The following is a 26,149-nucleotide window of genomic DNA, read 5'->3' as shown; positions in this document are numbered from 1 at the left end:
TGCTATTAGGGGCTTGGCAAGCGGACAGGTTCCCGATAATTTTCTGGAAAATATTCTACATATTGTAGAAATAATGCCAATTTATTGCGTTACTTGAGATGATCAATCAATTTAATCCAAAATAATTTTACTTAACGTCCGTATTATCGATAAATTCAACTCACCACCTTTTTTAATTCACTCAAATATTCTACTTTTTGTATAAATGGAGTTTGTGATGCTGACGCAGCCCTCCCGCAAATATCAAGCCTTCACCCCTATTGCCTTGCCTGATCGCACCTGGCCGAATCAACGCATCAGCGCGCCGCCAATCTGGATGAGCACCGATCTGCGCGATGGCAATCAGGCGCTGATCGACCCCATGGATGCAGAAAGAAAGCTGAAGATGTTTCAGACGCTGGTGAATATCGGCCTGAAAGAGATCGAGGTGGCCTTCCCGTCTGCATCGCAAACTGACTTTGATTTTGTGCGCAAGCTGATCGAAGAAAAGCTGATCCCGGATGACGTGACCATCGAGGTGCTCACCCAATCCCGCGAAGACCTGATCCGTCGCTCCATTGATTCGCTGGCTGGCGCACGCCGGGCCATCGTGCACCTGTACAACCCCATCGCCCCGGCCTGGCGCAAGATCGTCTTCGGCACGGATCGAGAAGGCGTTAAACAACTGGCACTGGAAGGCACGCGCCTGATCAAGCAGTTGACTGAAGCGCGGCCAGAAGCCGAATGGGTCTACCAGTATTCACCCGAGACCTTCTCCGCCACCGAGCCCGAATTTGCACTGGAAGTCTGCAACGCTGTGGCCGACGCCTGGCAACCCACGCCGCAGCGCAAAATGATCATCAATCTGCCTGCCACGGTGGAAATGGCCACGCCCAATACCTACGCCGACCAGATTGAATGGATGAGCCGCAACTTGGCAAAACGCGACAGCATTATTTTGTCAGTGCACCCGCACAATGACCGCGGCACGGCGGTGGCTGCGGCAGAACTGGCCGTGATGGCCGGCGCGGACCGGGTGGAAGGTTGCTTGTTTGGCAACGGCGAGCGCACCGGCAACGTGGACCTGGTAACGCTGGCGCTCAATCTGTACAGCCAAGGCGTTGCGCCGGGGCTGGATTTTTCCAATATCGATCAGGTGCGGCAGGTGGTGGAGGAATGCAACCAGTTGCCAGTTCATCCGCGCCATCCATATGCGGGCGATCTGGTGCATACCGCGTTCTCCGGCTCGCATCAGGACGCCATCAAGAAAGGCCTGGCGCAGCAAAAGCCCGATACCTTCTGGGAAGTACCGTACCTGCCGATTGATCCTGCCGACATTGGCCGGACCTATGACGCGGTGATCCGCGTAAACAGCCAGTCTGGCAAAGGCGGCGTGAGTTTCATCCTGCAGCAGGAATACGGCTTTGAGATGCCGCGCCGCATGCAGATCGAATTCAGCCGCGCCATTCAGCGCGTGTCTGACGAAACCGGCCGCGAAGTCACCGCCAGCGATATCCATGATTTATTCGCCAGCGAATACCTGCACACCACCGCGCCGTGGCAATACATCAGCCATCGCATGCGTGACGCGGGCGAACGTGGCATTGCAGTGGATACCGAAGTCTCGGTCAACGGTGAGCGGGTTCAGTTACGCGGCGAAGGTAAAGGTCCGCTGGAAGCCTTTGTACGGGCACTGGATGGCAAAGCGCATATTGTTGAATACCACGAGCATTCGCTGGGCAGCGGCGAAGACGCCCGCGCCGCATGCTATGTGGAGTTGCGCGTGGCAGATGGGCGTACGTTGTATGGCGTGGGGGTGGATAGCGATATTGTGACGGCGGCGATTAAAGCGGTGCTGGGGGGAATGAACCGGGCGGGAGTGGTGTAGGCGCTGGTTCAGGTTTCCAGTTCCACTGGGCAGGCGGGTTTGCGATGCTTGATCTGTGCTGCGGTCCGTTAACTTCAAAAAGCTTGAGTGCCTGCGGCACGGTGTTTTTTGATACCCGGTAGTGACCGGGGCGCACGTGACTTTTTCTTGCCTCGCCAAGAAAAAGTCACCAAAAAGAAGGCGACCCCGAACCGGCGTCCAGCCTGCGGCTGGATACCCGCGCTGTCGCAAAATTGCCCCGGCGGGTCGACGAACCAGTCCGCAAGCGGGCGTCGGACAGGGGAGGAAAAGCACACCGTCAGTTGGCTAGCAATTGTGATTCAATGCCTCACCCAGCTCTGTCATCCACCATTTCGTCATTCCCGGCCCAGGCGGCCCCCTTGGCGGAAATCCAGTGGTGTCAGCGAGGCGGCCATGGCGAAGATAGCCGCTGGATTCCCGCATTCGCGGGAATGACGAGATGATTGGTGCGCATCGGGGATTTGCTCTTGCCGTTGCTTTTGCTGTTGCAACCAACCCTGGCACTCCACACCACAAACCACGCCGACCGAGAGCCGGAGACCCATGCTCCTGCCGACCGAGGGAACGGCGGAGCCGCGTAAAGAACCCTCGCAAACAGACGGTTCGTTTTGGCTTTTGACTTTGGGCCCCGTTTGCGCTTGCGCTGTCGGGTCGCCTTTTCTTTGGTTACTTTCTTTTGGCGACGCAAAAGAAAGTAACGTGCCCCCGGTCACCACCGGGTATCAAACGCCTTTAGCACCCGTGCCGCAAGGCATTAATAAAACAAGCTTTTGAAGCGGACGTCGAAGCCGATATCCAAATCGCAATGACCGTTACACCTGCCCAACCAAACCCTCCCACCAGCCTCCATACACAACCACAAAAACCCCATCGATCCTCACCGTACCCTTCCACACCAAAACCCACCTTCATCCCACGAAAAAAACACAGCAATAACCCACCACCTAAAACCGCCCCTAACCCCATGTTTCAAAAACATTTAATCAATCAACCACACCAGCAAAAACCACACCACAAATCCCCCTGGTTTTACATTTCATCAATTCGCCATTTTCAGCGCGAAAAAACACGTTAATATACGCGCCTTTCAAGGACGTCCCAGACCGGCCCCGGCTCGGCGACAGCGTGACTTTGCAACGATTTTGCGGCTGCATGGTCACAACCCAACTGCTCGCCACCCGCCGCCATGCGGAGGATGGGTTGCACAACCTTCAATCGACAGGTTGCCAACCCTAGCGCCCATTTTTATGTTGTTGCGCCTATAAGCCTCGTGCCCGAAGCGCTAATGTTTTTATTTGAAGGACATTGGCATGCGATTTTATTTTCCCCTCGTTATCATCGATGAAGACTTCCGCTCTGAAAACACCAGCGGCTCCGGTATTCGTGAATTGGCTGCGGCCATCGAAACCGAAGGCATGGATGTCATCGGCTATACCAGTTATGGCGATCTGACCTCGTTCGCGCAGCAGCAAAGCCGTGCTGCGGGTTTTATTCTGTCGATTGATGATGAGGAATTCGGCGGCGGCAGCGTCGAGGAAACGCACCATGCGCTGACCAGTCTGCGCACTTTTGTGGCGGAAATCCGCCGCCGCAATCCGGACATTCCAATTTATCTGTATGGCGAAACACGCACTGCTCGCCATATCCCGAATGACATCCTGCGTGAACTGCATGGCTTCATTCACATGCATGAAGACACGCCCGAGTTCGTGGCACGCCACATCATTCGTGAAGCCAAGTCGTATCTGGATACGCTGGCGCCGCCGTTCTTCCGCGCGCTGACGCATTACGCACAAGACGGCTCGTACAGCTGGCATTGCCCGGGTCACTCCGGCGGCGTAGCGTTTCTGAAGTCGCCCGTTGGCCAGATGTTCCACCAGTTTTTTGGTGAGAACATGCTGCGTGCTGACGTGTGTAACGCAGTGGATGAACTCGGCCAGTTGCTGGATCACACCGGCCCGGTAGCGGCGTCCGAGCGCAATGCCGCGCGCATTTTCAACGCCGACCATTTGTTCTTCGTGACCAATGGCACGTCGACCTCCAACAAGATTGTGTGGCACTCCACCGTCGCTCCCGGCGATATCGTGGTGGTGGACCGCAACTGCCACAAGTCGATCCTGCACGCGATCATGATGACTGGCGCGGTGCCGGTGTTCCTGATGCCGACGCGTAATCACTACGGCATCATCGGCCCGATTCCGCGCAGCGAGTTCGAGCCGGAAAACATCCGTAAAAAGATGCTCGCCAACCCGTTCTGCCGCGAAAAGCTGGAAGCCGACCCTGACGTGAAGCCGCGCGTGCTGACCATCACGCAATCGACTTACGACGGCATCATGTACAACGTCGAAGAGATCAAAGGCTTGCTGGATGGCAAGATCGAGACGCTGCACTTTGATGAAGCCTGGCTGCCGCACGCCGCGTTCCACGATTTCTACGGCGATTACCACGCCATTGGCGAAGGTCGTCCGCGTTGTAAAGAATCGATGGTGTTCTCGACGCAATCCACGCACAAACTGCTGGCTGGCTTGAGCCAGGCCTCGCAGATTCTGGTGCAGGATGCGCAAGAGACCAAGCTGGATCGCGATATCTTCAATGAAGCGTATCTGATGCACACCTCCACCAGCCCGCAGTACGCGATTATCGCCAGCTGCGACGTGGCAGCGGCGATGATGGAAGCGCCTGGCGGCACCGCACTAGTCGAAGAATCACTGGCCGAAGCGCTGGATTTCCGCCGCGCCATGCGCAAGGTCGATGAAGAATATGGTGATTCGTGGTGGTTCAGTGTGTGGGGCCCGGATGATCTGACCGACGAAGGCCTGGATCACCGTGATGCGTGGATGTTGAAAGCAGGCGAGCGTTGGCACGGCTTTGGCGATGTGGCCGAAGGCTTCAATATGCTCGATCCGATCAAGGCCACCATCATTACACCGGGCCTGAACATGGAAGGCGATTTCTCGGAAACTGGTATTCCGGCGTCCATCGTCTCCAAGTATCTAGCCGAACACGGCGTGGTGATCGAAAAGACTGGTCTGTACTCGTTCTTCATCCTGTTCACCATCGGCATTACCAAGGGCCGCTGGAACACGCTGCTGACCGCACTGCAACAGTTCAAGGACGACTACGACAAGAACGCGCCGCTGTGGCGCATTCTGCCGGAGTTCATCCAGCAATTCCCGCAGTACGAACGCATTGGCCTGCGCGAGTTGTGCCAGCAGATTCACGACATCTACAAAGCGCGTGATGTAGCTCGTTTGACTACCGAGATGTATCTGTCTGATCTGGTGCCAGCGCTCAAGCCTGCCAAGGCTTTTGCCAAGATGGCGCATCGCGATATTGAACGCGTGCCGCTGGATGAGCTGGAAGGCCGCATTACCGCCGTGATGCTCACGCCCTACCCGCCCGGCATTCCGCTGCTGATTCCAGGTGAAGTCTTCAACAAGACTATTGTTGATTACCTGAAATTCGCGCGTGAATTCAACCAGAAATTCCCGGGCTTTGAGACCTACATCCACGGGCTGGTGCATGTCGTGGAGAACGGTATTTCCAGCTACTACGTGGATTGCGTGAACTGAATTTTTGAACCCGATACATTGATTATTCCAGTGCGCTAACTCGCACCAGGAAATGACAAACCAGGAGCAGCAATGCCCTGGTTTAACACAGCGCCCCGACCAGCTCGGGGCGTTTTTTATTTGTCAGCTTTCGCTTACGCGAAATTCGATCAGTGTGAATATGTCACCGATTATCGCGACATTCCTGTCACTCATTTGTAATCAGCAAATTAATTCTTACTGTTTTTTACCAATTATGGGCAAAAACCCACATTCTCTACAAATCGACTGTCGGTTGACGCAAGGAAGTAAATTCTAATATACACTGCGCTAACCCCTTGAAGTGAAGTCGCCACCAGTGACAAAACCAGACCCCGCCGCACTGCTTGAAGAAGCGCAACGCTGTGTTGCCTCTGACCAGACACGGGCGCTGGAACTGGTCAAACGTGCGCGTCGTCATGCCGGCCCGGATGGCCAACCGCATCTGGCACGTGGCTGGGCCATGCAGGCTGAGGTGCACTGGGCCAGACGCCAGTATCGCCAGGGGTTGATCGCTGCGCGCCGCTCCTTGCGCCTGCTGGATAACGCGCCTGCCCAACGCGCCCAGTCCCTGTGGGTGCTCGCGGAATGCCAGCGTGGCATGGGCCGTTACGCCGGAGCACTGGATGCCTGGATGGCGTGCCTGGAAATCTCCATGACCAGCCGCCAGGCCGAACTGGCCGCCATGGCCTGCGCTGGCATCGGCAATTACTATCAACTGATTGAAGACTCGGCGCGCGCGTTGGCCATGCGCCGCCAGGCCTATGACTTTGCCTGCCAGAGCAAAGACCCGGATGTCATCGCCAAGTGTGCGATTGCACTGGCTGGCGACTATGTGCGGCAACATCTGTCACATCAGGCCTTGCCACTGCTGCAAGTCGCACAAGATTTGATTACCGTCCGCAACAACCCGACATGGTGGGCCGAGGTGCTGTTTTATCAAGGTTTGTACGCCTTGCAAAACGGCAACAGCCAGCATGCACAGCGCGATCTGAACGAAGCGCTGCAGCTGTCGCGCAGTTCCGATTCACCGTGGGTGACAGTGCAATGCCTGAAAGAACTGGCGCGATTGCACCGCAATAGCGGGCGCTATGACGCCGCCGTGGCAGATTTGCATGAAGCCATCCAGATCGCCCGCGAGTTTGATACCGGTTACCTGCTGCAGTCGCTTTATCTGGTGCTATGTACCTCAGAAGAAGCGCGCGGCCACTTCGCCGACGCATTGGCGGCCCATGAGGCCTATCACGCCATTCGCCTCAATTATCTGAAGCAACTGGATGACCCTGGTTGCCGCCCCTCGCCCAACCGCCTGGCTAATCTGCAATTACGGCTGGAAGTGATTCAGGCGCGCAAAGAAAACGATCTGCTGCTGGAACGGCATGTGGCAGCAACCCAGCGCGCCACCCACCAGGCACGACTGGCCCTGCGCGCCGACCTTAGCCCGATTGAGCGCGGTGCGCTGGAGCAGGAACTGCTGCGGCTGGACGGTCAGGCTACCAGCCTGATCAACGTGCGCCTGGAAAATCTTAACGAGATCAGTGAACACTATTCGTTCACCATCGGCGACCAGGTGTTGTCTACGCTGGGCCAGCGTCTGGCGCTGTTCGCCCGGCACAAGTCTTGCCATGCGGCGCGTTATTCGACCGCCAGTTTTGTACTGATTGTTCCGAGCGACCAGCAACAGAGCATTTTTGACGCCTTGCTGACCGATCTGCAAATCATGCTGCGACAAGCGCAAGACGTACCGGCCGCGCGTATCTGCTTGCGCGCCTGCCGGGTGCACGATCATCGCACCGCGCTGCGCAGCGTCCTCAAAGCCCCGGTATCGGCACGACTACCCGATAGCGACGTCCGCGAGCATTCATGAACACCCATAGTCAATCGCGTCTGCTGGAAGCAGAGCTGGATCAACTGAGCGAGCTGCTTGCCACCTCTCCCGATGAAGCCCGTCGCATTGCGCTGGATGTCGCCGAAGAAGCCGCGGTGGTTCACATGCAATCCACGCTGGCCCGGGCGCGCTTGTATCACGCGCTGGCGCTGATGTTTCAAGGCAATGTCGAAACCGGCACGCCACTACTGGAACGGGCCATTGAATCTGCCCGCCGCCATCGCTTGCTGCAGGATTTACCCAATGCACTGGATCAGGCTGCCGACAGCGTGTTGCTGCAGGGCCGGTTTGACGTAGCCATGCGCTATTGGGTGGAATGCCTGGAGCTGGCCATCGCCGCGCGCGATACCGCGTTGTGTTTGCGCAGCCATCTTGGCATCGGCAAAATCTATTTTGCGCTGGGCGACTATGAACAAGCCAAAGCGCATCATTTGCGCTCGGCTGAGTACGGTCACACCTTTTACGATCCGACCATTTATTGCGCCACCTACTTGTGCCTGGCCGCTGATTTTTTGCGGCTGAGGCAGATTCCGAGTGCGTTTGTCTCGCTCAAAATCGCCCACGATGCGCTACCCAATGCGCGCGACAGATCGGTCTGGCAAATTGAGCTGGCGGCCTATTACGCCGAGGCGCATGCCGGCAATGGCGATTTCGCTGCGGCAATGGAGTGGATAGAACAGTCGCTGGGTGCGTGTCGCCAGCAAGGCGAACAACGCCAGTTGTGGGGTGAATCCATTACCCTGCTGGCGTGGGCCGATGTACTGGAGCGCCAGGGTGAGTGCACCGCCGCCGTGGCGCGTTTGCAGACTGCGCTGAGCCATGCGTTGATGCTTAACGCTCCCAGTCTGATTCTGCGCATTCACCGCAAACTGTATGAACTGAACAAAGCGCAAGACCATTTTGAGGCGGGACTGCATCACCATCGGGCCTGGCATCAGGCGCTCGAAACCCAGATGCAACGCCTTGGCGAACAGAAGCTGCAACAGGCTACACAGCGGCGTCTGGCGCGGCTGGAACAACGCATGGAACTGGAACGCGCCCGGCACGAGAACAACCGTCTGCTGGCACGCGTGCAAACCCACGAGCAAACCATCCAGACCTTGTCCAGCGTGGCCCAAACCGACGCCCTTACCGGTGCCTGGAACAGACGCGCACTGGAAGATCGTCTGGCCCGTTTGCACAATGAATCCAACACCGACGGCTGGCCGCTGAGCATCTTGATGATCGATCTGGATCACTTCAAAGAGATCAACGACCGCTTTACCCACATCCTGGGTGATCAGGTACTGCAGGGCGTCGTGCAGTTGATCACCTCAACGTGTCGCAGTGAAGAATTTATCGCCCGCTACGGCGGCGAGGAATTCACGCTATTGCTGCCCGGCGTGCAATTGCCGGGCGCGTTGCAAATTGCCGAACGCATCCGCAGCACGGTAGCGGCACACACCTGGCCTGGTTTGCTGCCGGATGTGCATCTCACCGTCAGCATCGGCACCGCCGAATTACGTCCGGGCGAAGCCGCCACCGAATTGCTGGCCCGCGCCGATACCGCTCTGTATGTCGCCAAACATGGTGGTCGCAACCAGGTGTTTGCCGCTGATTAATCCACATCCTCAAATAAAAACGGGAGCAGATCGCTCCCGTTTTTTTCGGCCGCATCTGCTGGTTTAGCGCACTACATCGTTGTGCTTTTTGTTCCAGACACGATTGCTCTGATGATTCTCAGCCATCTGGATATGCTGCTGTTCACGCCCATTCACGTGGCCGTTATGTGCTGCCTGCGCTTGCAGGCGATCATCGTGCGCCTGTCCACGCTCCAGCTTGCCCGTTTCGCGATTGGTGAGTGAGCCGTTCTTCACACCCTGCTCGACCCGCTGATCCTGATTCACATTGCGCTGTACATCGGCCTGCATGCGCTGGCTTGAGGCCGAATTCGGGTTGCCGCGCGCGCCGTTGTTTTCATCGCGATTGATCGCCTGACTCACTTGATTCTGTTGATGCTGGATGCGGTTCTTTTCTGCAGCCGAGAGGTTGCCGTTCTTTTCGGCGTTGGCTTCAGAACGATCAACACGCGATTCATCCTGTTCCAGCCGCCCAGCTTCCTTGGTATTCAGCGAGCCATTTTGCAGGCCTTGTTCAATACGTTCTTGCTGATTGGTATCGCGCTGAACTTCGGTGGCCGTATCGGCAGCGTAAGCACCAACACAAATGACGGCACCAGCAATGGCGAGCAGTAAACGGGATGCATTTTTCATGATGTGTTCTCCTGAGTATCGATTTGGTATCGGCTAGCTACACGCAGACGTTTCGTGCCTGCATAAGCCAATAACGGAACCGATTACAGCCTCGCTGACGCAGATACACAGCATCCTGTAACCACATGTGCAAAGTTGTGCCAGGTCTCACAAACCTTGCCCCAGCGGTCAACCGACCACCTGGCTGGCGCGTATACGCGCGCCCGCGGCACCATTTTCAGCCAGGTTGCAGCGCGCCGATTTCTGCCACCGGGCTGCGGCCAAAACAGCGTTTGAACTCTCGACTGAACTGCGAAGGGCTTTCGTAGCCGACACGGTTGGCCGCAACGCTGACGCTCACGCCATCCTGCAGCATCAGCATCCATGCCTTGTGTAAACGGATGCGCTTCAGATACTGCAAAGGCGAGGTAAACGTCATTTCCTTGAAGTTGTGATGGAACGCCGACACGCTCATATTGGCCTCTTGCGCCAGCGTCTCGATATCCAGCTCGGACGCATATTCGGTATGAATACGCCGCAAAGCCCGCGCCATGCGACTGAAGTTACCCTGTCGCCCGACCACCGCCCGCAACGCGGTGCCCTGCCCGCCCAGCAAGGCGCGAAACACAATTTCCCGGACCAGTTGCGGGCCTAGCACGTGACTTTCCAAAGGATTTTGCAGGCAGCGAGTCAAGCGCAAGACGGCGTCGTTGAGTGTGTCACCCTGAGCAACCGAAGCCATTGGAATAGTCGCACCCACGTCACTCGGACCAGCATCCGGCAGCGTTTCAATCTGCAGTAACAACTCGCGCAACAGACCGGCATCAACCGGCACTTTGATACCCAGAAACGGCTCTTTCCCATGAACACGGGTCTCACATTCAAACGGTAAAGGCACCGACATCACCAGATAATTGGCCGCGTCATACTGCCAGTTGTGCTCGCCCAGATAACCCATCTTGCGGCCTTGGGCGATAACAAAAATCCCCGGCTCATAAAACACCGGGATACGCGCCGTATCTTCATCCACGCGCATGAGCGTCACGCCCGGCACGCTGGTGTCAGTCACACCCGGCCGCGGCTGCAATTGCAGGATCAAGCGGGAGAGTTCGGCATTCACAGGCAATACAGAAGTAGTCATGATTGGGCTATATAACGGTGGGTGCTGGAGAAATGTATCAGCGTAAGGGCTGGTTTGACAGGGCTCGAGGTGTGAATCAGCAGAATCAGGCAAGTGTTCCGCAGAAACGGGTCTTCAAGAGAGCGGCGCACTCTTCAATAATGGCTACCAATTCCCCGGCCTACCGGCCAGGCGAACTGCAACATAACCGGAGAACATCATGGCTTTGAACATTCGCAGCTATTCCACCCCATCCGCAACGGCCACGCTGGGCCCGGCACTGGTCACCCGCCGTGACCCACGCGCCAATGACGTAGTCATCGACATTCTCTACTGCGGCGTTTGCCACTCGGACCTGCACCAAGCCCGTAACGACTGGCACAACTCGATTTACCCGATGGTGCCTGGCCACGAAATCATTGGCCGCGTCAGCAGCGTGGGCGGTAGCGTCTCCAACTTCAAGGCGGGCGATCTGGTCGGCGTCGGTTGCCTGGTGGATTCCTGCCAACATTGCGCCTCATGTGCCGAAGGGCTGGAGCAATATTGCGAGAAATACCCGACGCCGACTTACAACGGCCTGGATCGTCACGATGGCTTGCCAACCTTTGGTGGCTACTCGGAACGTATCGTGGTTTCGGACAAATTCGTGGTGCGCGTTTCCGACAAGATCGACCCGAAAGCCGCCGCCCCGCTGTTGTGCGCCGGCATTACCACTTACTCGCCGCTCAAACACTGGAAAGTCGGCAAGGGCGATAAAGTGGCAGTGATTGGCTTGGGCGGTCTGGGTCATATGGGTCTGAAGTTTGCCAAAGCGATGGGTGCAGAAGTCACGCTGTTTACCCGCTCGCCCGGCAAAGAAGCCGAAGCCCGTCGCCTTGGTGCCGATCATGTGGTGCTCTCCACCGATCAAGCCCAGATGGAGGCCGTGGCCAATAGCTTCAGTTTCATTCTGGATACCGTGCCGTACTCGCACGATCTGAACCCGTACACCAACACGCTCAAGCGCGATGGCACGCTGGTACTGGTCGGCCTTCTGGGCCCGGTGGAACCGGTACTGCAAACCGTGCCGCTGGTATTGGGTCGTCGTCAGGTGGCCGGTTCGTGCATCGGCGGCATTGCAGAAACCCAGGAAATGATGGATTTCTGCGCGGAACATGGCATCGTTAGCGATATTGAAGTCATCGACATCCAGAACATCAACGACGCCTACGAGCGCATGCTTAAAAGCGACGTGAAGTACCGCTTCGTGATAGATATGGCGTCTTTGCAACGCGATTTCTAAGCGCCACGTCGTTATGCAAGCCGGTAGGCACGTGCACATTAGCTCACGCCTATCAAAAAAAGAAACCCCGGATGTACCGGGGTTTCTTGTCACTTGCATCTGATGAGCCAGCTCACCAGTGGTATCAGTGCACTTGCTGCACTTCATGCAAACCACTCACATCAATCTCCACGCGACGATCAGGCGCCAGGCACTCAATCAGTTTCTTGCGGTTCTTGATCTTGTCGCAGCTATTGCCTGTGACCGGATTCGCCTTGCCTTGGCTCAGCGCCTGCATGCCACCTTGCGGCACACCCTTGCCTATCAGGTAATTCGCCACGGCTACCGCGCGACGCTTGCCCAGATCAAGGTTGTACTTGTCAGAGCCCAAGCGGTCGGTATAGCCCGTCACTGCCATCTGGGCTTGCTTCACATCCATCTGCGCAACCTGGCTAAACATCGCATTAAGCGCATCTTTACCGGCAGGTTTCAGCACCGCTTTGTTGTACTCGAACAGCACATCAGACTTGAGTGAGAAGCGCTTGCTCACCACCTCCGTAGCCGGCACCGGAGCTTCTTGAACGACCGGTTTAGGTGCAACAACCGGCTCAGGCCTTGGTGCCACGGGAGCTACTATCGGGGCTGGCGCGGCGCCACCAAAGTAGTAGTTCAGGTTCAATGTGAGGGTGTTGTTGCGCAGTTTCTGGTCATGATCAGTCGGGCGAGTTGTTGTCCACTCGCCCGCCAGACCCCAGTTGGGTGCCAGTTTGTATTCAACGCCAGCGCCACCATGAAACGCACCAGCGCCTAGATGATCAAGGGCATCAGTGCCGCTGACGTAGCCATAGCCAACCTTGACATACGGCAGCCAATTTTCGATGGGCACACCCAGTTTCAGATCGAGGCTACCGCCATTGCTACCGTACTTGCTGTTGTAGTTGTTACGACGACGGCTGCCGTTATCATGGTCCGCATTGTGGCTATCCACAAAGTCATACGTAGCGCTCAAGCCGATCAGCGCGCTGTCCAGTTGCCAGTTGTAGCCAGCCTCAAGCCCTGCTGCAAGAGTGGAATCGACAGAACCGGAATAAGGTTTGCCATCGGCGCTACTGCGGTTGCCGCCAATCTTGCCGCCGACAAATGGGCCGTCAAATTCGCCATTGGCCAAGGCGTGCACGCTGCTAATCCCTGACATAACCGCCAGAGCAATACATATCCGTTTGATTTTCATTTTCTTGTTCCTTTCCCTGTGGCTTGAAGACTGCCCCTGATGCTGCCGAAATGTCGGTCCGGAATTTCAACTGATGCCAATTGGCTCTTGTTACTTGGCGCAGGGCAGGCGAGTTCTTTAGCGAACGCTGCGGACAATACCGGGGCAGCTGGAGAGGCAATATAGGAAACGGCTTAATTTGAATCTGAAAAGTGTGCTTCTGGTCATCTGCGGGCTGACATGACCTATCGCCTTGCAAAAAAAAGCCCCACCTGAAAAAGTGGGGCCGTGACAAACGCGTTGTGCGACAGCAAACGATTTACAACACCAGCTTCAAATCCTTTAACAGCAAACCTGGCAAGCGCTGGCTGGCGCTGCTGCGGTGACCGTAACTACCAGCATCAGCCAGGAACTCGGTCTCGCGGGTGAGTGCTTCCAGTTCGCTACCGAAAATCCGGTAGAGAGAATCATCAAAACGCATGACGTTCAGTGGTGCCACGATTTCGCCGTTTTCCACCCAGAAACACGCAAACCGCGTCATGCCGGTAATCCGCGCTGCCGGCCGGTCAGAGAAATTGAGATACCACAGATTGCTGATGTATAAGCCGGTGCCCAGCGCTTTGAGCGCGTCCGCTTGTGGCAAGTCACCGCCAGCCATACTGAACGATTCGGAACCTTCCTGTGCGCTGGCGCCATTGCTGGGAATGTCGTATTCGCGCGCGGTCCGCGGGCTCACCAGACTGCCTGCCAGGCGCCCTTCTGCCACCAAAGGGATGCGCGCAGGTTTGATAAAGCCCTCTTGCTGGAACGAAGGCTCCAGCCCGCCAGCCGAGTCATCCGCCATCGATACGCTTGGGGAGAACGCAGCGCCTTCTGCCAGCTTTAACAGCGAACTACGCTTGGTGCGCAGGCTCTTTTCAGAGAAACCGCCCCAATTAAGTAGTGCAGCAATCTCACCCAGAGCGGATGGCGTCAGGTAGGCGCGATAACCGCCAGGGGCCAGCGAATGAGCCGGGCGGCTTAACAATTCGGCTTGCGTACGCGCAGCGGCAATGTTGGCGCGGATTGCTGCAGCATTCCATACGAATCCGGCGCCACCGCGTTTCACTGCTTTATCGCCGTGCGAATACAGGCTCCAGTCAAAATTCCAGCTCGCGGTTTCGTGCCAGTTGCGCTGACCATAATGGTTGGCAAAGCCAAAGAACACCGGACCCGCTGCCAGAATGCCAACCACGTCACTGCCTGCCGCTGCGGCGATGATATCTTCAACGATTTGTTCGGTCGGCGGCAATTGATTGGGCTGGATCGATTCGGTGGAATTGACGGTTTCGGCCAGCAGCAGGTGCGGGTCTTGGGCGGCATCAACCAGTGCGGCACGCAGGTCTAGCAACACGGCGGATACCTGTTCCGCATCTTCAGCCTGCCCAGTCAGCACCACGCGCTGCGAGATATGCTTTTGTCCCTGCACCAGGCGAATAGTCAGATAGACCTGCGCTACTTGCCCCGCCTGGCGCACCAGCCCGCGATTAAAGCGCACGAAATCCGAAGTTTCGCCTTGCAGCCACAGCGTAAAGCCCTCGCCAGCGTGCAACTGGCTGGTAACCTGGTCGGCCAGCGCATAAAAATGCTGACGGTTGTCTTGATGCATGCTCATTACACCTCTCCCCCGAAGACTTCGACATCGCCAAACACGCAAGCGGGTGAAGCATGCCCAACACGAATAACCTGATTCGGCTCGCCTTTGCCGCAATATGGCGTGCCCATAACGTCGTCGGTGCCTTGATTGCCAACGGCTTTGAGTGAGCGCCAGAAGGTGGCGGAAATCCCACGGTAGCCCGGGTTTTTGACCACGCCTTTGAGTTCGCCGTTTTCGATCACACGGCCCCATTCGCAACTGAACTGGAATTTATTGCGCGAGTCATCAATTGACCATGACACATTGGTGTCCATCAGCACGCCATGCTCAATCCCGGCGACGAGTTGTTCCAGCGTCTGGTCACCAGCTTCGATATTCAGATTGGCCATGCGGTCGATCGGCGCACGGTTCCAATTGCAGGCGCGGCTATTCGCAACTCCGCCCAGATCCAGCCCGCGCTCACCCGCCCGCGCTTGCGAAATGGTGCCACCCAAAGGGTGCTCCAGTTGACCGTTGCGGATCAGGAAGGTTTTCTCGGCAGGCGTGCCATCGTCATCCCAACCATAAGCGGCAAATTCATTGCTGCGGCTCGGGTCGTAAGTGACGTTCAGCAACGGCGAACCGTATTGGTAATTGCCGAACATATCCAGCGACACAAAGCTGGTCCCGGCGTAATTGCGCTCGTCACCCAGAATGCGATCAAGCTCCAGTGGATGGCCAATGCTCTCGTGAATCTGCAGCATCATTTGCGATGGCATCAGCAGCAAGTCTTGCTTGCCCGACGGGCAATTGGGCGCGGTCAGCAATTGCAGCGCTTCATCCGCCACGCGCCGACCGGCACCGCGCAAACCGGACTGATCAATTACTTCGAGGCCGCCCTGACGGCAATAACCGTTGTACTGGCCACCCAGACTGCGCGTTTGTGAATCGCCATCGGCATAGGCCGTGGCCGACAACGCCGGAATCAAAGCGCGAAACGATTGCTCGACTTCGCCGCCACCTGAAGTCAAATACAACTGGCGCACGTCCAGCCGGTCCAGATTCACGCCCCAATCGACGATGCGTTCATCCAGCCGACAGGCTTCGGATTCGCTCATCAGCAAATCCATCAAAATTTTGCGGTCCCAGTCGAGTTCGGCTGCAGCGGCCGGGCCGTGATATTGGCCCACGGGATGAGTCAGCGCAGCTTTGGAGTAGTCGAAGACCGAGCGCCCGGCCGTGGCTTGCGCCCAGGCTTTGGCCCGCTCAAACGCGGCAGCCAGGCCACTTTGCGACAAATCGGCAGTGGCAGCATAACCGTAACCACCGCGATGGATCACGGTGATCATCGCGCCGCGTTCAGTGCGCCGCTCAATCGGTTGCGGCACGCTCTGGCGTACCGCGAGGCTTTCTGATTGCTCTTCAACGAGGCGCAGCGAGCAAAAATCGACGCTGGCTTCTAGCGCCCTGAAGCGCTGAATAAGGGGTTTGAACATGATGGTGACATTCATCCTGCAAACGGCTTGTGGCCGCTCGCCAATGCGGGTGGGTCGGCGCAACTCAGCGGGGCTGACCTGCGTATCTTCAGAGAGCAAACCGGGCAAACGACAAGGATGATCATCCTCGGGAAGAAGATGGTAAAACAGCCTTTTCACGCCAGCCAGTGCGGTCGGCATTTGTTGCGTAAACCCAGCGCTGATTTGCGAGAAGGTCGCAAAAAAGCCCGGTATGAACCGGGCTTTTCAGTACCGTGCCAAGATGAAAATCCACCAGATCAGTCGCCCAGCGCTTCTTCCAGCGCCGCAATAAAGCGTGCGTTCTCATCTGGCAAACCAATCGACACCCGCAGGCTGTCTGGCAAACCGTACCCGGCAATTGGTCGCACGATCACGCCTTTGCGCAACAAGAACTGGTTGAGCGCTGCCGCGTCACCGCAGTGAAAGGTCACGAAGTTGCCATAGCTTGGAATAAACGGCAGGCCAAGGCGGGTAAAGGCATCCGTCAGTTGTTTCATGCCCGCGTCGTTAACGCGGCGCGATTCGTTCAGGAATTCGACGTCATCCAGCGCGGCGCAGGCAGCGGCTTGCGCCAGGCTATTCACGTTAAACGGCTGACGCACCCGATTGAGGATATCGGCCACTTCAGCACTGGTTATGGCGAAGCCGACACGCAAACCCGCCAAGCTATAGGCTTTGGAGAAAGTGCGAACCACAATGATATTGGGAAAGCGCTTCACCCAGGCCAGCGTATCCAGGCGCTTTTCTGGCGCCAGATATTCGGTGTAGGCCTCGTCCAGCACCACCAGCACATTGGCGGGACATGACTCCAGAAACTCGACCAGATCGCCAGGGCGCGCCAGTGTGCCGGTCGGATTGTTCGGATTGGCAATCCATACCACTTTGGTATTGGGCTTGATGGCGGCGCGCATGGCGGTCAGGTCATGGCCATAATCCACGGCGCGCACTTCAATTTGCTCAGCACCAACGGCCTGGGTAGCCAGCGCGTACACCGCAAAGCTGTATTGCGAATACACCGCCGAATCACTGGTGGTGAGGAAAGCGTGCGAAACCAGTTCCAGAATGTCATTGGAACCGTTGCCCAAAACGATCTGGTTCAGTTCCAGGCCGTACTTCTGCGCGATTTTGGCTTTCAGATCAAAGCCATTGCCATCCGGATAGCGGGCCAGTTCGGCAATCTCGCGCTCCATGGCCGCCTTGGCTTTCGGGCTCAAACCCAGCGGGTTTTCATTGGAGGCCAGTTTGACGATATCGTCCGGGTTCAAACCCATTTCCCGGGCCAGCTCGCCAATCGGCTTGCCGGGTTGATAAGGTGCAATTGCACGGACGTATTCGGGGGCTAGATCGCGCAGAGACATTCGGAACTCACCACAACAGGATTTCGGAAGCGCCATTCAATCATGCGGAAAGAAATGGCAATCGAGATAAAAATCGAGACTAACACAGGCGTGCATCGTGGCAGAAGTCAGAGGCAGGCGAACAATCAATCCAGAACCTGACCCTGGGGCACTGCGGTAAATCCGCTCAGGTTTTGCTGAAGAGGTCGGCTTTGGCCCAACGCGCTGGCAGCAGCGGCGTGGCGGCCAGTTGATCCAGCAAGGCGGCGGGTGTATCGGCGAATTGCAGCTTGGCCAACTCGGATTCGCGTACAAAACCTTCGGTCATCGTAGCATCCAGAAACTGGCGCATTCCGTCGTAATAGCCAGCGGTGTTAAGCACGCCAACGGGCTTGCCGTGAATGCCAATCTGGCCCCAGGTCAGAATCTCGAACAATTCGTCAAAGGTGCCAAAGCCGCCAGCCATGGCGACAAAGGCATCGGCCAGCTCTGCCATGCGCGCTTTGCGAGTATGCATGGAATCCACCACGATCAACTCGGTGCACTCAGTCAGGCCAAGCTCACGCTCTTGCATGAATTCCGGAATCACGCCGATCACTTTGCCGCCCGCTTCCAGGGCAGCTTGGGCCATAACGCCCATCAAGCCCACGCGACCGCCGCCATAAACCAGCGTCAGCTCGCGCTGCGCCAGCAACTGACCCAGTTCGCGCGCGGCAGCAGCATATTCGGGGCGCTCGCCGTGGCGCGAGCCACAAAATACAACAACGGATTTCATTGCAGGATTACTCCGGACTACTGGGAACCGTGGTCACGCTCGATTGATGTGACCACAGCTGCGGGTTAAATCACGGCTTGCGGATACGACCCCAGCACTTTGACAAAGGCCGCCACATTGCGCAGCCCTTCCAGCGCTGTTGCCACTTTGGCGTCGGACACATGGCCTTCAATATCCACAAAGAACACGTACTCCCACAAACCAGTGCGGCTGGGGCGCGACTCAAACTTGCTCATCGACACGCCATTGCTCGCCAATGGTTCCACCAGCGAGGCCAGAGCGCCCGGGCGGTTCGGTGCCGACACCACCAGCGAGGTGCGGTCACGCCCGGACGGCCCGGTTTGTTGCGCGCCCAGCACCAGGAAACGCGTGGTGTTGTTGGGTTCGTCTTCGATATTCTCGGCCAGCTTGGTCAGGCCAAAACGTTCGGCAGCGGCATCGCCAGCAATCGCCGCACTATTGGGCTCTTTGCTAGCCAGGCGTGCGGCTTCGGCATTACTGGATACGGAAATGCGTTCGACGCCTGCCGGCAGATTCTTGTTCAGCCACTCGTGACACTGCGCCAGGCTCTGCGCATGCGAGTACACACGCAAAATGCCTGCAACACCCTCACCCTTACGCAGCAGATGATGGTGAATGCGCAGCACGACTTCACCGCAGATATTGAGTGGCGATGTCACCATCAAATCCAGCGTGCGGCCCACAGCGCCTTCGGTGGAGTTCTCAACCGGCGCCACGACGTAATCGGCCGAACCGGCTTCAACCACGCGGAATGCTTCATCAATAGAGCCACAGGCCTGCGTATGCGCAGCGTGACCAAAGTGCTTGATCGACGCAGCCTGGCTGAAAGTGCCTTCCGGACCCAGATAAGCAATGGTCAGCGGGCGTTCCAGCGCCAGGCAGGCGGACATCACTTCCCGGAACAGCTTGGCGGCGGCTTCGTCCGACAACGGTCCCGGGTTCAGAGTTTTGATACGTGCCAGCACCTGCGCTTCGCGTTCGGGCCGATATACCACGCCGCCACCCTTGATTTCTCCAATGGTCCGGGCGTGCTCGGCGCGCTGGTTCAGCAGCTTGAGAATTTCGGCATCAATGCTATCAATGGCATCACGGTGCACTTTTAGCAGCTCGTCGGACATGCCCTCTCCTGTGGCAAACAATGGGTCTTATCTTGGTTTTTTGGGCGGACGCCACCGATGACGTCCGCTGGCAACTTAATGGCCGCGCGCAAAATCGCGCATGAACTCGCTCAGTACCCGCACGCCTTCCAGCGGCATGGCGTTGTAGATCGAAGCCCGCATGCCACCGACCGAACGATGGCCCTTGAGCTGCAGTAAACCATGCGCCTGGGCGGCTTCAAGGAAAGCGTCATCCAGCGCTTCATCGGCCAGCCGGAACGGCACATTCATGCGCGAACGGAACGGACGCTCGATCGGGCAATTGTAAAAACCGCTGGAAGCGTCGATCGTCTCATAAAGCAGTGAAGCCTTCTCGATATTGCGCGCTTCCATGGCCGGCACACCGCCATTGGCCAGCAGCCACTTGAACACCAGGCCAGCGACGTAAATACCAAAAGTAGGCGGCGTGTTGTAGAGCGAATCGGCCGCAGCGTGCACCTGGTAATCCAGCATGGTCGGCGTCCCAACGCGGGCATTGCCCAGCAAGTCTTCGCGCACGATCACCAGATTCAGGCCCGACGGGCCGATATTTTTTTGCGCACCGGCGTAGATCAACCCGAACTTGCTGACATCCAGTGTGCGCGACAGGATATTGGACGACATATCGCACACCAGCGGCGTATCACCACTCTCTGGCACAAACGGAAACTCGACACCGCCAATGGTTTCGTTGGAGCAGTAATGCAGATATGCAGCATTGTCGCTGCGCTTCCAGCCCGCTTCGTCCGGCACGTACGAGCCATGCCGGTCTTCGTTGGATGCCGCGATGTTTACATTGGCATAGCGCCGCGCTTCTTTAATGGCAATGCGCGACCAGTGACCGGTATCCACGTAATCCACCACACTGGTTTCAGTCGCCAGATTCAATGGGATCATGCTGAAATTGAAGTGCGCGCCACCCTGGATAAACAGCACTTTGTAGTTGGCAGGGATGTTCAGCAGCTTGCGAAAATCCGCCTCGGCTTCATGGATGATCTGGGTAAATTCTTTGCCGCGATGGCTCATTTCCATGACGCACATGCCGGAGCCATGCCAATCGGTTAATTCCGCTTGAACGGTCAGTAACACATCACGCGGCAGAACCGCGGGGCCGGAGCTGAAATTATAGACTTGGGTCATGGTGATCCTTGCTGGCAAAAAAAATTTAACCACGTGACTCGGCACGTCAGGGGATATTACAACCGCAGGCGGTATGCAGAAACTGCCGGGATTTTTCGTTGATGGTGTGACTGTAGTTCGGCACCAACTTTTGAATGCGCTCTTTGAAGCCTGCCATCATATCGCTCGCCAGCTGTGGCGTCAGCCGATACTCTTTCTGGCCCGCGGGTGTGCTGTAGAACCGGTCCAGTTCTTTGAGCTCATCCAGCGTGAAATTATCGGAATAAACCTGCACCAGCCTTTGGCGCACCAGATCTTCGGGCATTGCGTCAGCAACAAATTGCTCAATGACGGGCTGGATCTGTGCCGGAAAATCCGCCATTGCAGCATTCACTTTTGCCCGTTGTTCATCAGTATATCCGGCCAATATGACTTGGGTACGCATAGACTGCACATACTGGTCCAGCGTCTGGCGCACCGCCGTTTTGCGGCTCTCTTTAAGCTGCTGGCTCACATTTAAATGCTGCAGCAAAGATTGAAGGACTGCCGTTTTTTCAGGGTCCGGCGCATCTGCAACGGCGGTTGGCAGCCAGAACATGCCTGACAGCAGCGCAATCAAGGCAAACCAGCGACGAATCATGATTTCTCCGGATGGCTTGGCGCCGGGGAAGACAAAGGTAAATGTATGTTCAAGCGAGCAAGAAGTGCGCGCGTGCCTGTGCTACCGGCTTGGCCCGGTCATCCTGCCAGGCAGTCATCAGCACGTTGGCGATACGCTTGCCCTGACGCACGATCTCGCAATGGCAATAGAGTTCTTGCGCACGGCCACTGCGCAGGTAATCGATAGAAAAATCGATGACGCGAGGAATGCCTTCGCCTTCGCGCTGCCACATCAAATGCAGCACCGCGGCATTTTCCAGAAAGCCGCCAATCACGCCACCATGCAGTGCTGGCAGGATTGTGTTGCCGATGTTGTGGTCCTGAAATGGCAGGTAAAACAAAGGCTCGCCCGCTTCTTCGCGCACCCTGATGCCAAGCAAAGTGGCATAAGGAATGGCAGCAATGGCCACAGATAAATCGTCAATGGTCTGGATATTGGCGAGCGAACTCATGCTTTCGCTCCATGAGTGGCGTTGATTCCGGCACTACCCTTGGGCTCCATGCCGCGCGCAAATGTGGCCACGCCGTGGGCAACCGGTTTTTCCGGATCTTCCTGATACGCTGTGGCGCGGGTAAAGGCGACGTGATCGGTCAGGCGATAGCACTCGGCAGTGCAATAAACGGGCAGATCCGGCCGGGCCGGGCGCAGATAATCAATGCGCAGATCAAGCGTCGCCACCGGTTCAGGTGCCGACAACAAGGAATAGATGGCAGTGCCACTGGCGGTATCAATCAGGGAGGTCACTACACCGCCGTGGATAACCCGGGTATCCGGATTACCAATCAGCTTTTCACTGAAGGGCAATTTGAGGGTAATGCGGCCACGCTCGGCATTGGCAAATTCCATACCCAGCATGCGGCAGTGTGGCAAGTTCATGAACCACTGCTGTAACTGATCAAAAAACACCGGTTCTTCGACCGGCAGCCACAAGCCGTTCATGCAAGCCACTCCAGGGAAACTGACTGGTTATTCTGATTATATTATTGATGCTTTGAATTCTACTTACATATCTGAGCGGGCACCTGTTTGCTCAAGCCAACAGGTGCCCGGCCCATTTCCTGCTCTTTACTGTTTACTGACTGTTTACTGCTGGTCGTCCGGCGTTACATCTGCGGCGCCAGCTTCAGGTGCTGCACCCTCTTCTGCATCCAGCGCATCTTCGCCTTCTTCAGAATCTGTCTCGACCACTTTTTCCAGGCCAGACAGCGCTTCGCCATCGTCCAGATTGATCAGGCGCACGCCTTGTGCGGCACGACCGGTTTCGCGAATTTCCGCAACCTTGGTCCGGATCAGCACGCCGCCGGTGGTAATCAGCATGACGTCATCGGATTCTTCTACCAGCGTAGCGGCAACCAGCTTGCCGTTGCGATCGCCGGTATCAATGGCGATCACGCCCTGAGTGCCACGACTGGTCAAACGGTAATCGCCAACCGGAGTGCGCTTGCCGTAACCATTTTCGGTGGCAGTCAGCACTTGTTGTTGATCATCGTTAGCCACCAGCAGCGAGATAACGCTCTGGCCTTCGCCCAGCATCATGCCGCGCACACCGGCTGCGGTACGGCCCATAACCCGCACATCGGTCTCCGAGAAGCGCACCGATTTACCGGCATCCGAGAACATCATGATCTGGTCGCTACCGGAAGTGAGCGCCACACCAATCAGGTTGTTACCTTCATCCAGGTTAATGGCGATAATGCCGCGCTTCATTGGCCGCGAGAAATCGGTCAACGAGGTCTTTTTGACGGTACCGTCAGCGGTTGCCATGAACACGAATTGGTCTTCGCTGAATACCTTGACCGGCAGAATGGCGTTGATCTTTTCGCCATCTTCCAGCGGCAGCAGATTGTTGATCGGCTTGCCACGGCTGTTACGACCACCTTGCGGCACTTCGTAAACCTTGAGCCAGTAAACCCGACCGCGCGAAGAGAAGCTCAGGATGTAATCGTGCGTGTTAGCCACGAACAAATTATCGATGAAGTCATCTTCTTTGGTTGCTGCGGCTTGCTTGCCACGACCGCCGCGACGCTGGGCCCGATATTCTTCCGCTGGTGTGGCCTTCATGTAACCGCCATGAGTCAGGGTCACAACCATGTCTTGCGGTGTGATCAGGTCTTCCAGATTGATGTCTTCAGCGTGCGCGACGATTTCCGAGCGGCGAACGTCAGCGTATTGCGCGCGAACTTCCAGCATTTCATCGGTGATGATCTGGGTAACGCGTTCCGGCCGCGCCAGAATATCCAGCAGGTCAAGGATCTTCTCCATGACGTCTTTATATTCAGTGACAATCTTGTCTTGTTCCAGACCCGTCAGGCGTTGCAGACGCAGTTCCAGAATCGCTTGCGCTTGTGCGTCAGACAGACGATAGCCGTCGCGACCCAAGCCGAAGCCTTCACCCAAGCCATCCGGACGCGAGGCGCTGACGTCGGTACGCGCCAACATGTCCTCAACCAGCGCAGAGCGCCAGGTGCGATCCATCAACGCCACTTTGGCTTCAGCAGGTGCCGGTGCCGCCTTGATCAACGCGATGATTTCATCGACATTGGACAACGCAACCGCCAGACCTTCCAGAAGGTGCCCGCGTTCGCGTGCCTTACGCAGTTCGAATACGGTGCGACGGGTAACGACTTCACGGCGATGCTTGAGGAAGCTTTCCAGCACCTGCTTGAGGTTCAACAGACGTGGCTGGCCATCGACCAGTGCCACCATGTTGATCCCGAAGCTGTCTTGCAACTGGGTCTGCTTGTACAGATTGTTGAGCACAACGTCTGGCACTTCACCACGCTTGAGCTCAATCACCACGCGCATGCCAGACTTGTCCGACTCGTCACGGATTTCCGAGATGCCTTCAATGAGCTTGGCACGCACCAGATCGCCGATTCGCTCCAGCAGACGGGCCTTGTTCACTTGATACGGCAATTCATCAACAATGATGGCTTGGCGATCAGCGCTGCGGACGATGTCTTCAAAGTGGGTACGGGCACGCATCAACACGCGGCCACGACCGGTGCGATAACCTTCGCGCACGCCGGCTACACCGTAAATAATACCGGCGGTAGGAAAATCCGGGGCGGGGATGAAATCGATCAATTCATCAACGGTCAACTCGCCGTTCTGCAACAAAGCCAGGGCAGCATCAATGACTTCGCCCAGGTTGTGCGGCGGAATATTGGTGGCCATACCGACCGCAATACCCGATGAGCCATTGATAAGCAAATTGGGAATACGGGTAGGCAGAACTGTGGGTTCCTGCTCTTTTTCATCGTAGTTAGGCGCGAAATCAACGGTTTCTTTGTCGATATCGGCCAGCAACTCGCTGGAGATGCGTGCCAGACGGCATTCCGTATAACGGTAAGCGGCAGCAGCATCGCCATCAATTGAGCCGAAGTTACCCTGGCCATCGATCAAGGTGTAACGCAAGGAGAAACTCTGCGCCATCCGTACCAGTGCTTCGTATGCGGCCGAGTCACCGTGCGGGTGGTATTTACCCAGTACGTTACCGATCACACGGGCGCACTTCACATAAGCGCGGTTCCACACGTTGTTGCTTTCATGCATCGCAAACAAAATACGACGATGCACGGGTTTAAGGCCGTCACGCACATCAGGTAATGCACGGCCCACAATCACGCTCATCGCGTAATCGAGATAGGACCGGCGCATTTCCTCTTCAAGGCTGACGGGAATCGTTTCTTTGGCAAAGCTTTGCTGTTCGGACATCTTCCGGAATCGATCCGCCGTTGCGGCCCGTATAGGGCCTGATCAAAGAGAGGTGGGGACGCGCAGCTGTAAACAAGCGCGCCAAACATGCAGGAGTTTAACATGGTGTGGTTTGCACACCAATTTTGACGCTGTTCTGTCAAAATTTCACAATCCTTTTATTTGCGTGCGTTAAAGTTAACCCACTAGAATGTGCGATGTGTTGAGAGAATAGCCTTGACATCCACTTGTTGTCGGTTATATCCAATAACATCTGTACTACTATAAACATCGCAATCGAACGATATTCAACCAGGAGAAATAACTATGCTGTCGCTCAAGCAAACGATGTCGAGTCTCGCCGTAGTTGCGGCGCTCGGTTTTTCCGCTTCCGCTTTTGCTGCAACCGATGCATATCTGACCAACAGCACCAACGTAAGCGATGCAAACCCTGAAGGCGTTGTAAAGAATGGCATCGGTGAGTGCTGGCAAACCGGTTCATGGACGGCTGACAAGGCCAAGACCATCAAAGGTTGCCCAGGTTACGTAGAACCTGTTGTTGCTGTTGCTCCGGCACCGGCACCGGCTCCGGCTCCTGTTCCTGTTACCGTGACCAAGCACTTCTCGCTGAAGTCTGACGTGCTGTTCGAATTCAACAAGTCCACCCTGAAGCCAGAAGGCAAGGACGCGCTGGACAAGATGTACGATCAGGTCAAGGATCTGGATCCGAAGGAAGGCAAGGCAGTTGTTGTTGGCTACACCGACCGTATCGGTAGCGAAAAGTACAACTTCGACCTGGGCTACCGTCGTGCCAAGTCTGTTGCTGATTACCTTGTTTCCAAGGGTGCTCCGGCAGACAAGATCGACGCGCAAAGCCGCGGCAAGGCAGATCCAGTTACTGGCGATACTTGCGCCAAGGTGAAGAACCGCAAGAAGCTGATCGAGTGCCTGAGCCCGGATCGTCGTGTTGAAATCGACGTCCAAGGTGTTCGCGAAGTAACAACCACCCCGGCAAACTAATCCGGCGTGAGTAAAAAAAGCCCCGCCGCATGGCGGGGCTTTTTCATTTGCAGAACGCTCGCGG

19 protein-coding genes are annotated in these 26,149 nt (G+C 56.5%); 6 read left to right on the top strand and 13 right to left on the bottom strand.

Translation table 11 applies throughout. The annotated features are described in order from the left end of the window. Window positions 1–217: 217 nt before the first annotated feature. The 4 genes from leuA (at window position 218) to P4L78_RS02950 (ending at window position 8,967) form a co-directional block, all read left to right on the top strand. Window positions 218–1,867: a 2-isopropylmalate synthase gene (gene leuA, locus P4L78_RS02965; protein WP_309326896.1), complete on the top strand. Its 1,650-nt coding sequence runs from the start codon at window positions 218–220 to the stop codon at window positions 1,865–1,867. Window positions 1,868–3,198: 1,331 nt separating this feature from the next. Further along, entirely contained in the window at window positions 3,199–5,460 is a 2,262-nt protein-coding gene (locus tag P4L78_RS02960; protein WP_283148684.1) for an arginine/lysine/ornithine decarboxylase, read from the top strand. A gap of 337 nt (window positions 5,461–5,797) precedes the next feature. Next, window positions 5,798–7,345 (top strand): diguanylate cyclase domain-containing protein, encoded by a 1,548-nt coding sequence (locus P4L78_RS02955; RefSeq protein ID WP_283148683.1) that lies wholly within the window; start codon window positions 5,798–5,800, stop codon window positions 7,343–7,345. Then, window positions 7,342–8,967, top strand: a complete 1,626-nt coding sequence (locus P4L78_RS02950; RefSeq protein ID WP_309326895.1) for a GGDEF domain-containing protein — start codon at window positions 7,342–7,344, stop codon at window positions 8,965–8,967. Before P4L78_RS02955 ends, P4L78_RS02950 begins: the two co-directional genes overlap by 4 nt. A 63-nt stretch (window positions 8,968–9,030) precedes the next feature. On the opposite strand, the gene P4L78_RS02945 is transcribed toward P4L78_RS02950, so the two are convergent. After that, window positions 9,031–9,618 carry a hypothetical protein gene (locus P4L78_RS02945; RefSeq protein WP_283148681.1) on the bottom strand — a complete coding sequence of 196 codons (588 nt, stop codon included), beginning with the start codon at window positions 9,616–9,618 and terminating at the stop codon, window positions 9,031–9,033. A gap of 217 nt (window positions 9,619–9,835) precedes the next feature. After that, window positions 9,836–10,738, bottom strand: coding sequence for an AraC family transcriptional regulator (locus tag P4L78_RS02940; protein ID WP_309326894.1), 903 nt, complete (start codon window positions 10,736–10,738; stop codon window positions 9,836–9,838). A gap of 199 nt (window positions 10,739–10,937) precedes the next feature. Here P4L78_RS02940 and P4L78_RS02935 point away from each other — a divergent pair, with 199 nt between their 5' ends. Continuing rightward, complete coding sequence (locus tag P4L78_RS02935; protein ID WP_283148679.1) at window positions 10,938–11,999, top strand: NAD(P)-dependent alcohol dehydrogenase; 1,062 nt, start codon at window positions 10,938–10,940, stop codon at window positions 11,997–11,999. Window positions 12,000–12,123: 124 nt separating this feature from the next. Here the strand turns inward: P4L78_RS02935 and P4L78_RS02930 are convergent, their stop codons facing one another. The 11 genes from P4L78_RS02930 to gyrA form a co-directional block, all read right to left on the bottom strand. After that, window positions 12,124–13,209 carry an outer membrane beta-barrel protein gene (locus P4L78_RS02930; RefSeq protein ID WP_309326893.1) on the bottom strand — a complete coding sequence of 362 codons (1,086 nt, stop codon included), beginning with the start codon at window positions 13,207–13,209 and terminating at the stop codon, window positions 12,124–12,126. Between the two features lie 298 nt (window positions 13,210–13,507). Further along, window positions 13,508–14,842, bottom strand: a complete 1,335-nt coding sequence (locus P4L78_RS02925; RefSeq protein WP_309326892.1) for a metallopeptidase TldD-related protein — start codon at window positions 14,840–14,842, stop codon at window positions 13,508–13,510. After that, on the bottom strand, window positions 14,842–16,299 hold the full coding sequence (locus P4L78_RS02920; RefSeq protein ID WP_283148676.1) for a TldD/PmbA family protein: 1,458 nt from the start codon (window positions 16,297–16,299) through the stop codon (window positions 14,842–14,844). The genes P4L78_RS02925 and P4L78_RS02920 overlap by 1 nt, the downstream gene beginning before the upstream one ends. Before the next feature lie 278 nt (window positions 16,300–16,577). Further along, window positions 16,578–17,678, bottom strand: coding sequence for a histidinol-phosphate transaminase (gene hisC, locus P4L78_RS02915; protein ID WP_309326891.1), 1,101 nt, complete (start codon window positions 17,676–17,678; stop codon window positions 16,578–16,580). A gap of 166 nt (window positions 17,679–17,844) precedes the next feature. Beyond that, the gene (locus tag P4L78_RS02910) at window positions 17,845–18,432 is read right to left on the bottom strand and encodes a TIGR00730 family Rossman fold protein (protein ID WP_309326890.1); all 588 of its coding nucleotides are present in this window, start codon (window positions 18,430–18,432) and stop codon (window positions 17,845–17,847) included. A 65-nt stretch (window positions 18,433–18,497) separates the two neighbouring features. After that, window positions 18,498–19,571, bottom strand: coding sequence for a prephenate dehydratase (pheA, locus tag P4L78_RS02905; protein WP_283148673.1), 1,074 nt, complete (start codon window positions 19,569–19,571; stop codon window positions 18,498–18,500). A gap of 75 nt (window positions 19,572–19,646) precedes the next feature. After that, the gene (gene serC / locus P4L78_RS02900) at window positions 19,647–20,729 is read right to left on the bottom strand and encodes a 3-phosphoserine/phosphohydroxythreonine transaminase (RefSeq protein ID WP_309326889.1); all 1,083 of its coding nucleotides are present in this window, start codon (window positions 20,727–20,729) and stop codon (window positions 19,647–19,649) included. A 46-nt stretch (window positions 20,730–20,775) separates the two neighbouring features. After that, on the bottom strand, window positions 20,776–21,348 hold the full coding sequence (locus P4L78_RS02895; RefSeq protein ID WP_283148671.1) for a DUF2059 domain-containing protein: 573 nt from the start codon (window positions 21,346–21,348) through the stop codon (window positions 20,776–20,778). 49 nt (window positions 21,349–21,397) lie between these two features. Further along, entirely contained in the window at window positions 21,398–21,820 is a 423-nt protein-coding gene (locus P4L78_RS02890; RefSeq protein WP_283148670.1) for a PaaI family thioesterase, read from the bottom strand. After that, the gene (locus tag P4L78_RS02885; RefSeq protein WP_283148669.1) at window positions 21,817–22,308 is read right to left on the bottom strand and encodes a PaaI family thioesterase; all 492 of its coding nucleotides are present in this window, start codon (window positions 22,306–22,308) and stop codon (window positions 21,817–21,819) included. Before P4L78_RS02885 ends, P4L78_RS02890 begins: the two co-directional genes overlap by 4 nt. A 144-nt stretch (window positions 22,309–22,452) precedes the next feature. Next, a complete protein-coding gene (gene gyrA, locus P4L78_RS02880) occupies window positions 22,453–25,086 on the bottom strand; it encodes a DNA gyrase subunit A (RefSeq protein WP_309326888.1) in 2,634 nt (877 codons plus the stop codon). 306 nt (window positions 25,087–25,392) lie between these two features. Here gyrA and P4L78_RS02875 point away from each other — a divergent pair, with 306 nt between their 5' ends. Continuing rightward, the gene (locus tag P4L78_RS02875) at window positions 25,393–26,085 is read left to right on the top strand and encodes an OmpA family protein (RefSeq protein ID WP_309326887.1); all 693 of its coding nucleotides are present in this window, start codon (window positions 25,393–25,395) and stop codon (window positions 26,083–26,085) included. The last annotated feature ends 64 nt before the right edge of the window (window positions 26,086–26,149 follow it).

The sequence above is a fragment of the Silvimonas sp. genome (assembly GCF_031291215.1).
GTDB classification, from domain to species: domain Bacteria; phylum Pseudomonadota; class Gammaproteobacteria; order Burkholderiales; family Chitinibacteraceae; genus Silvimonas; species Silvimonas soli.
This window is presented reverse-complemented; position numbering and strand designations above follow the sequence as displayed.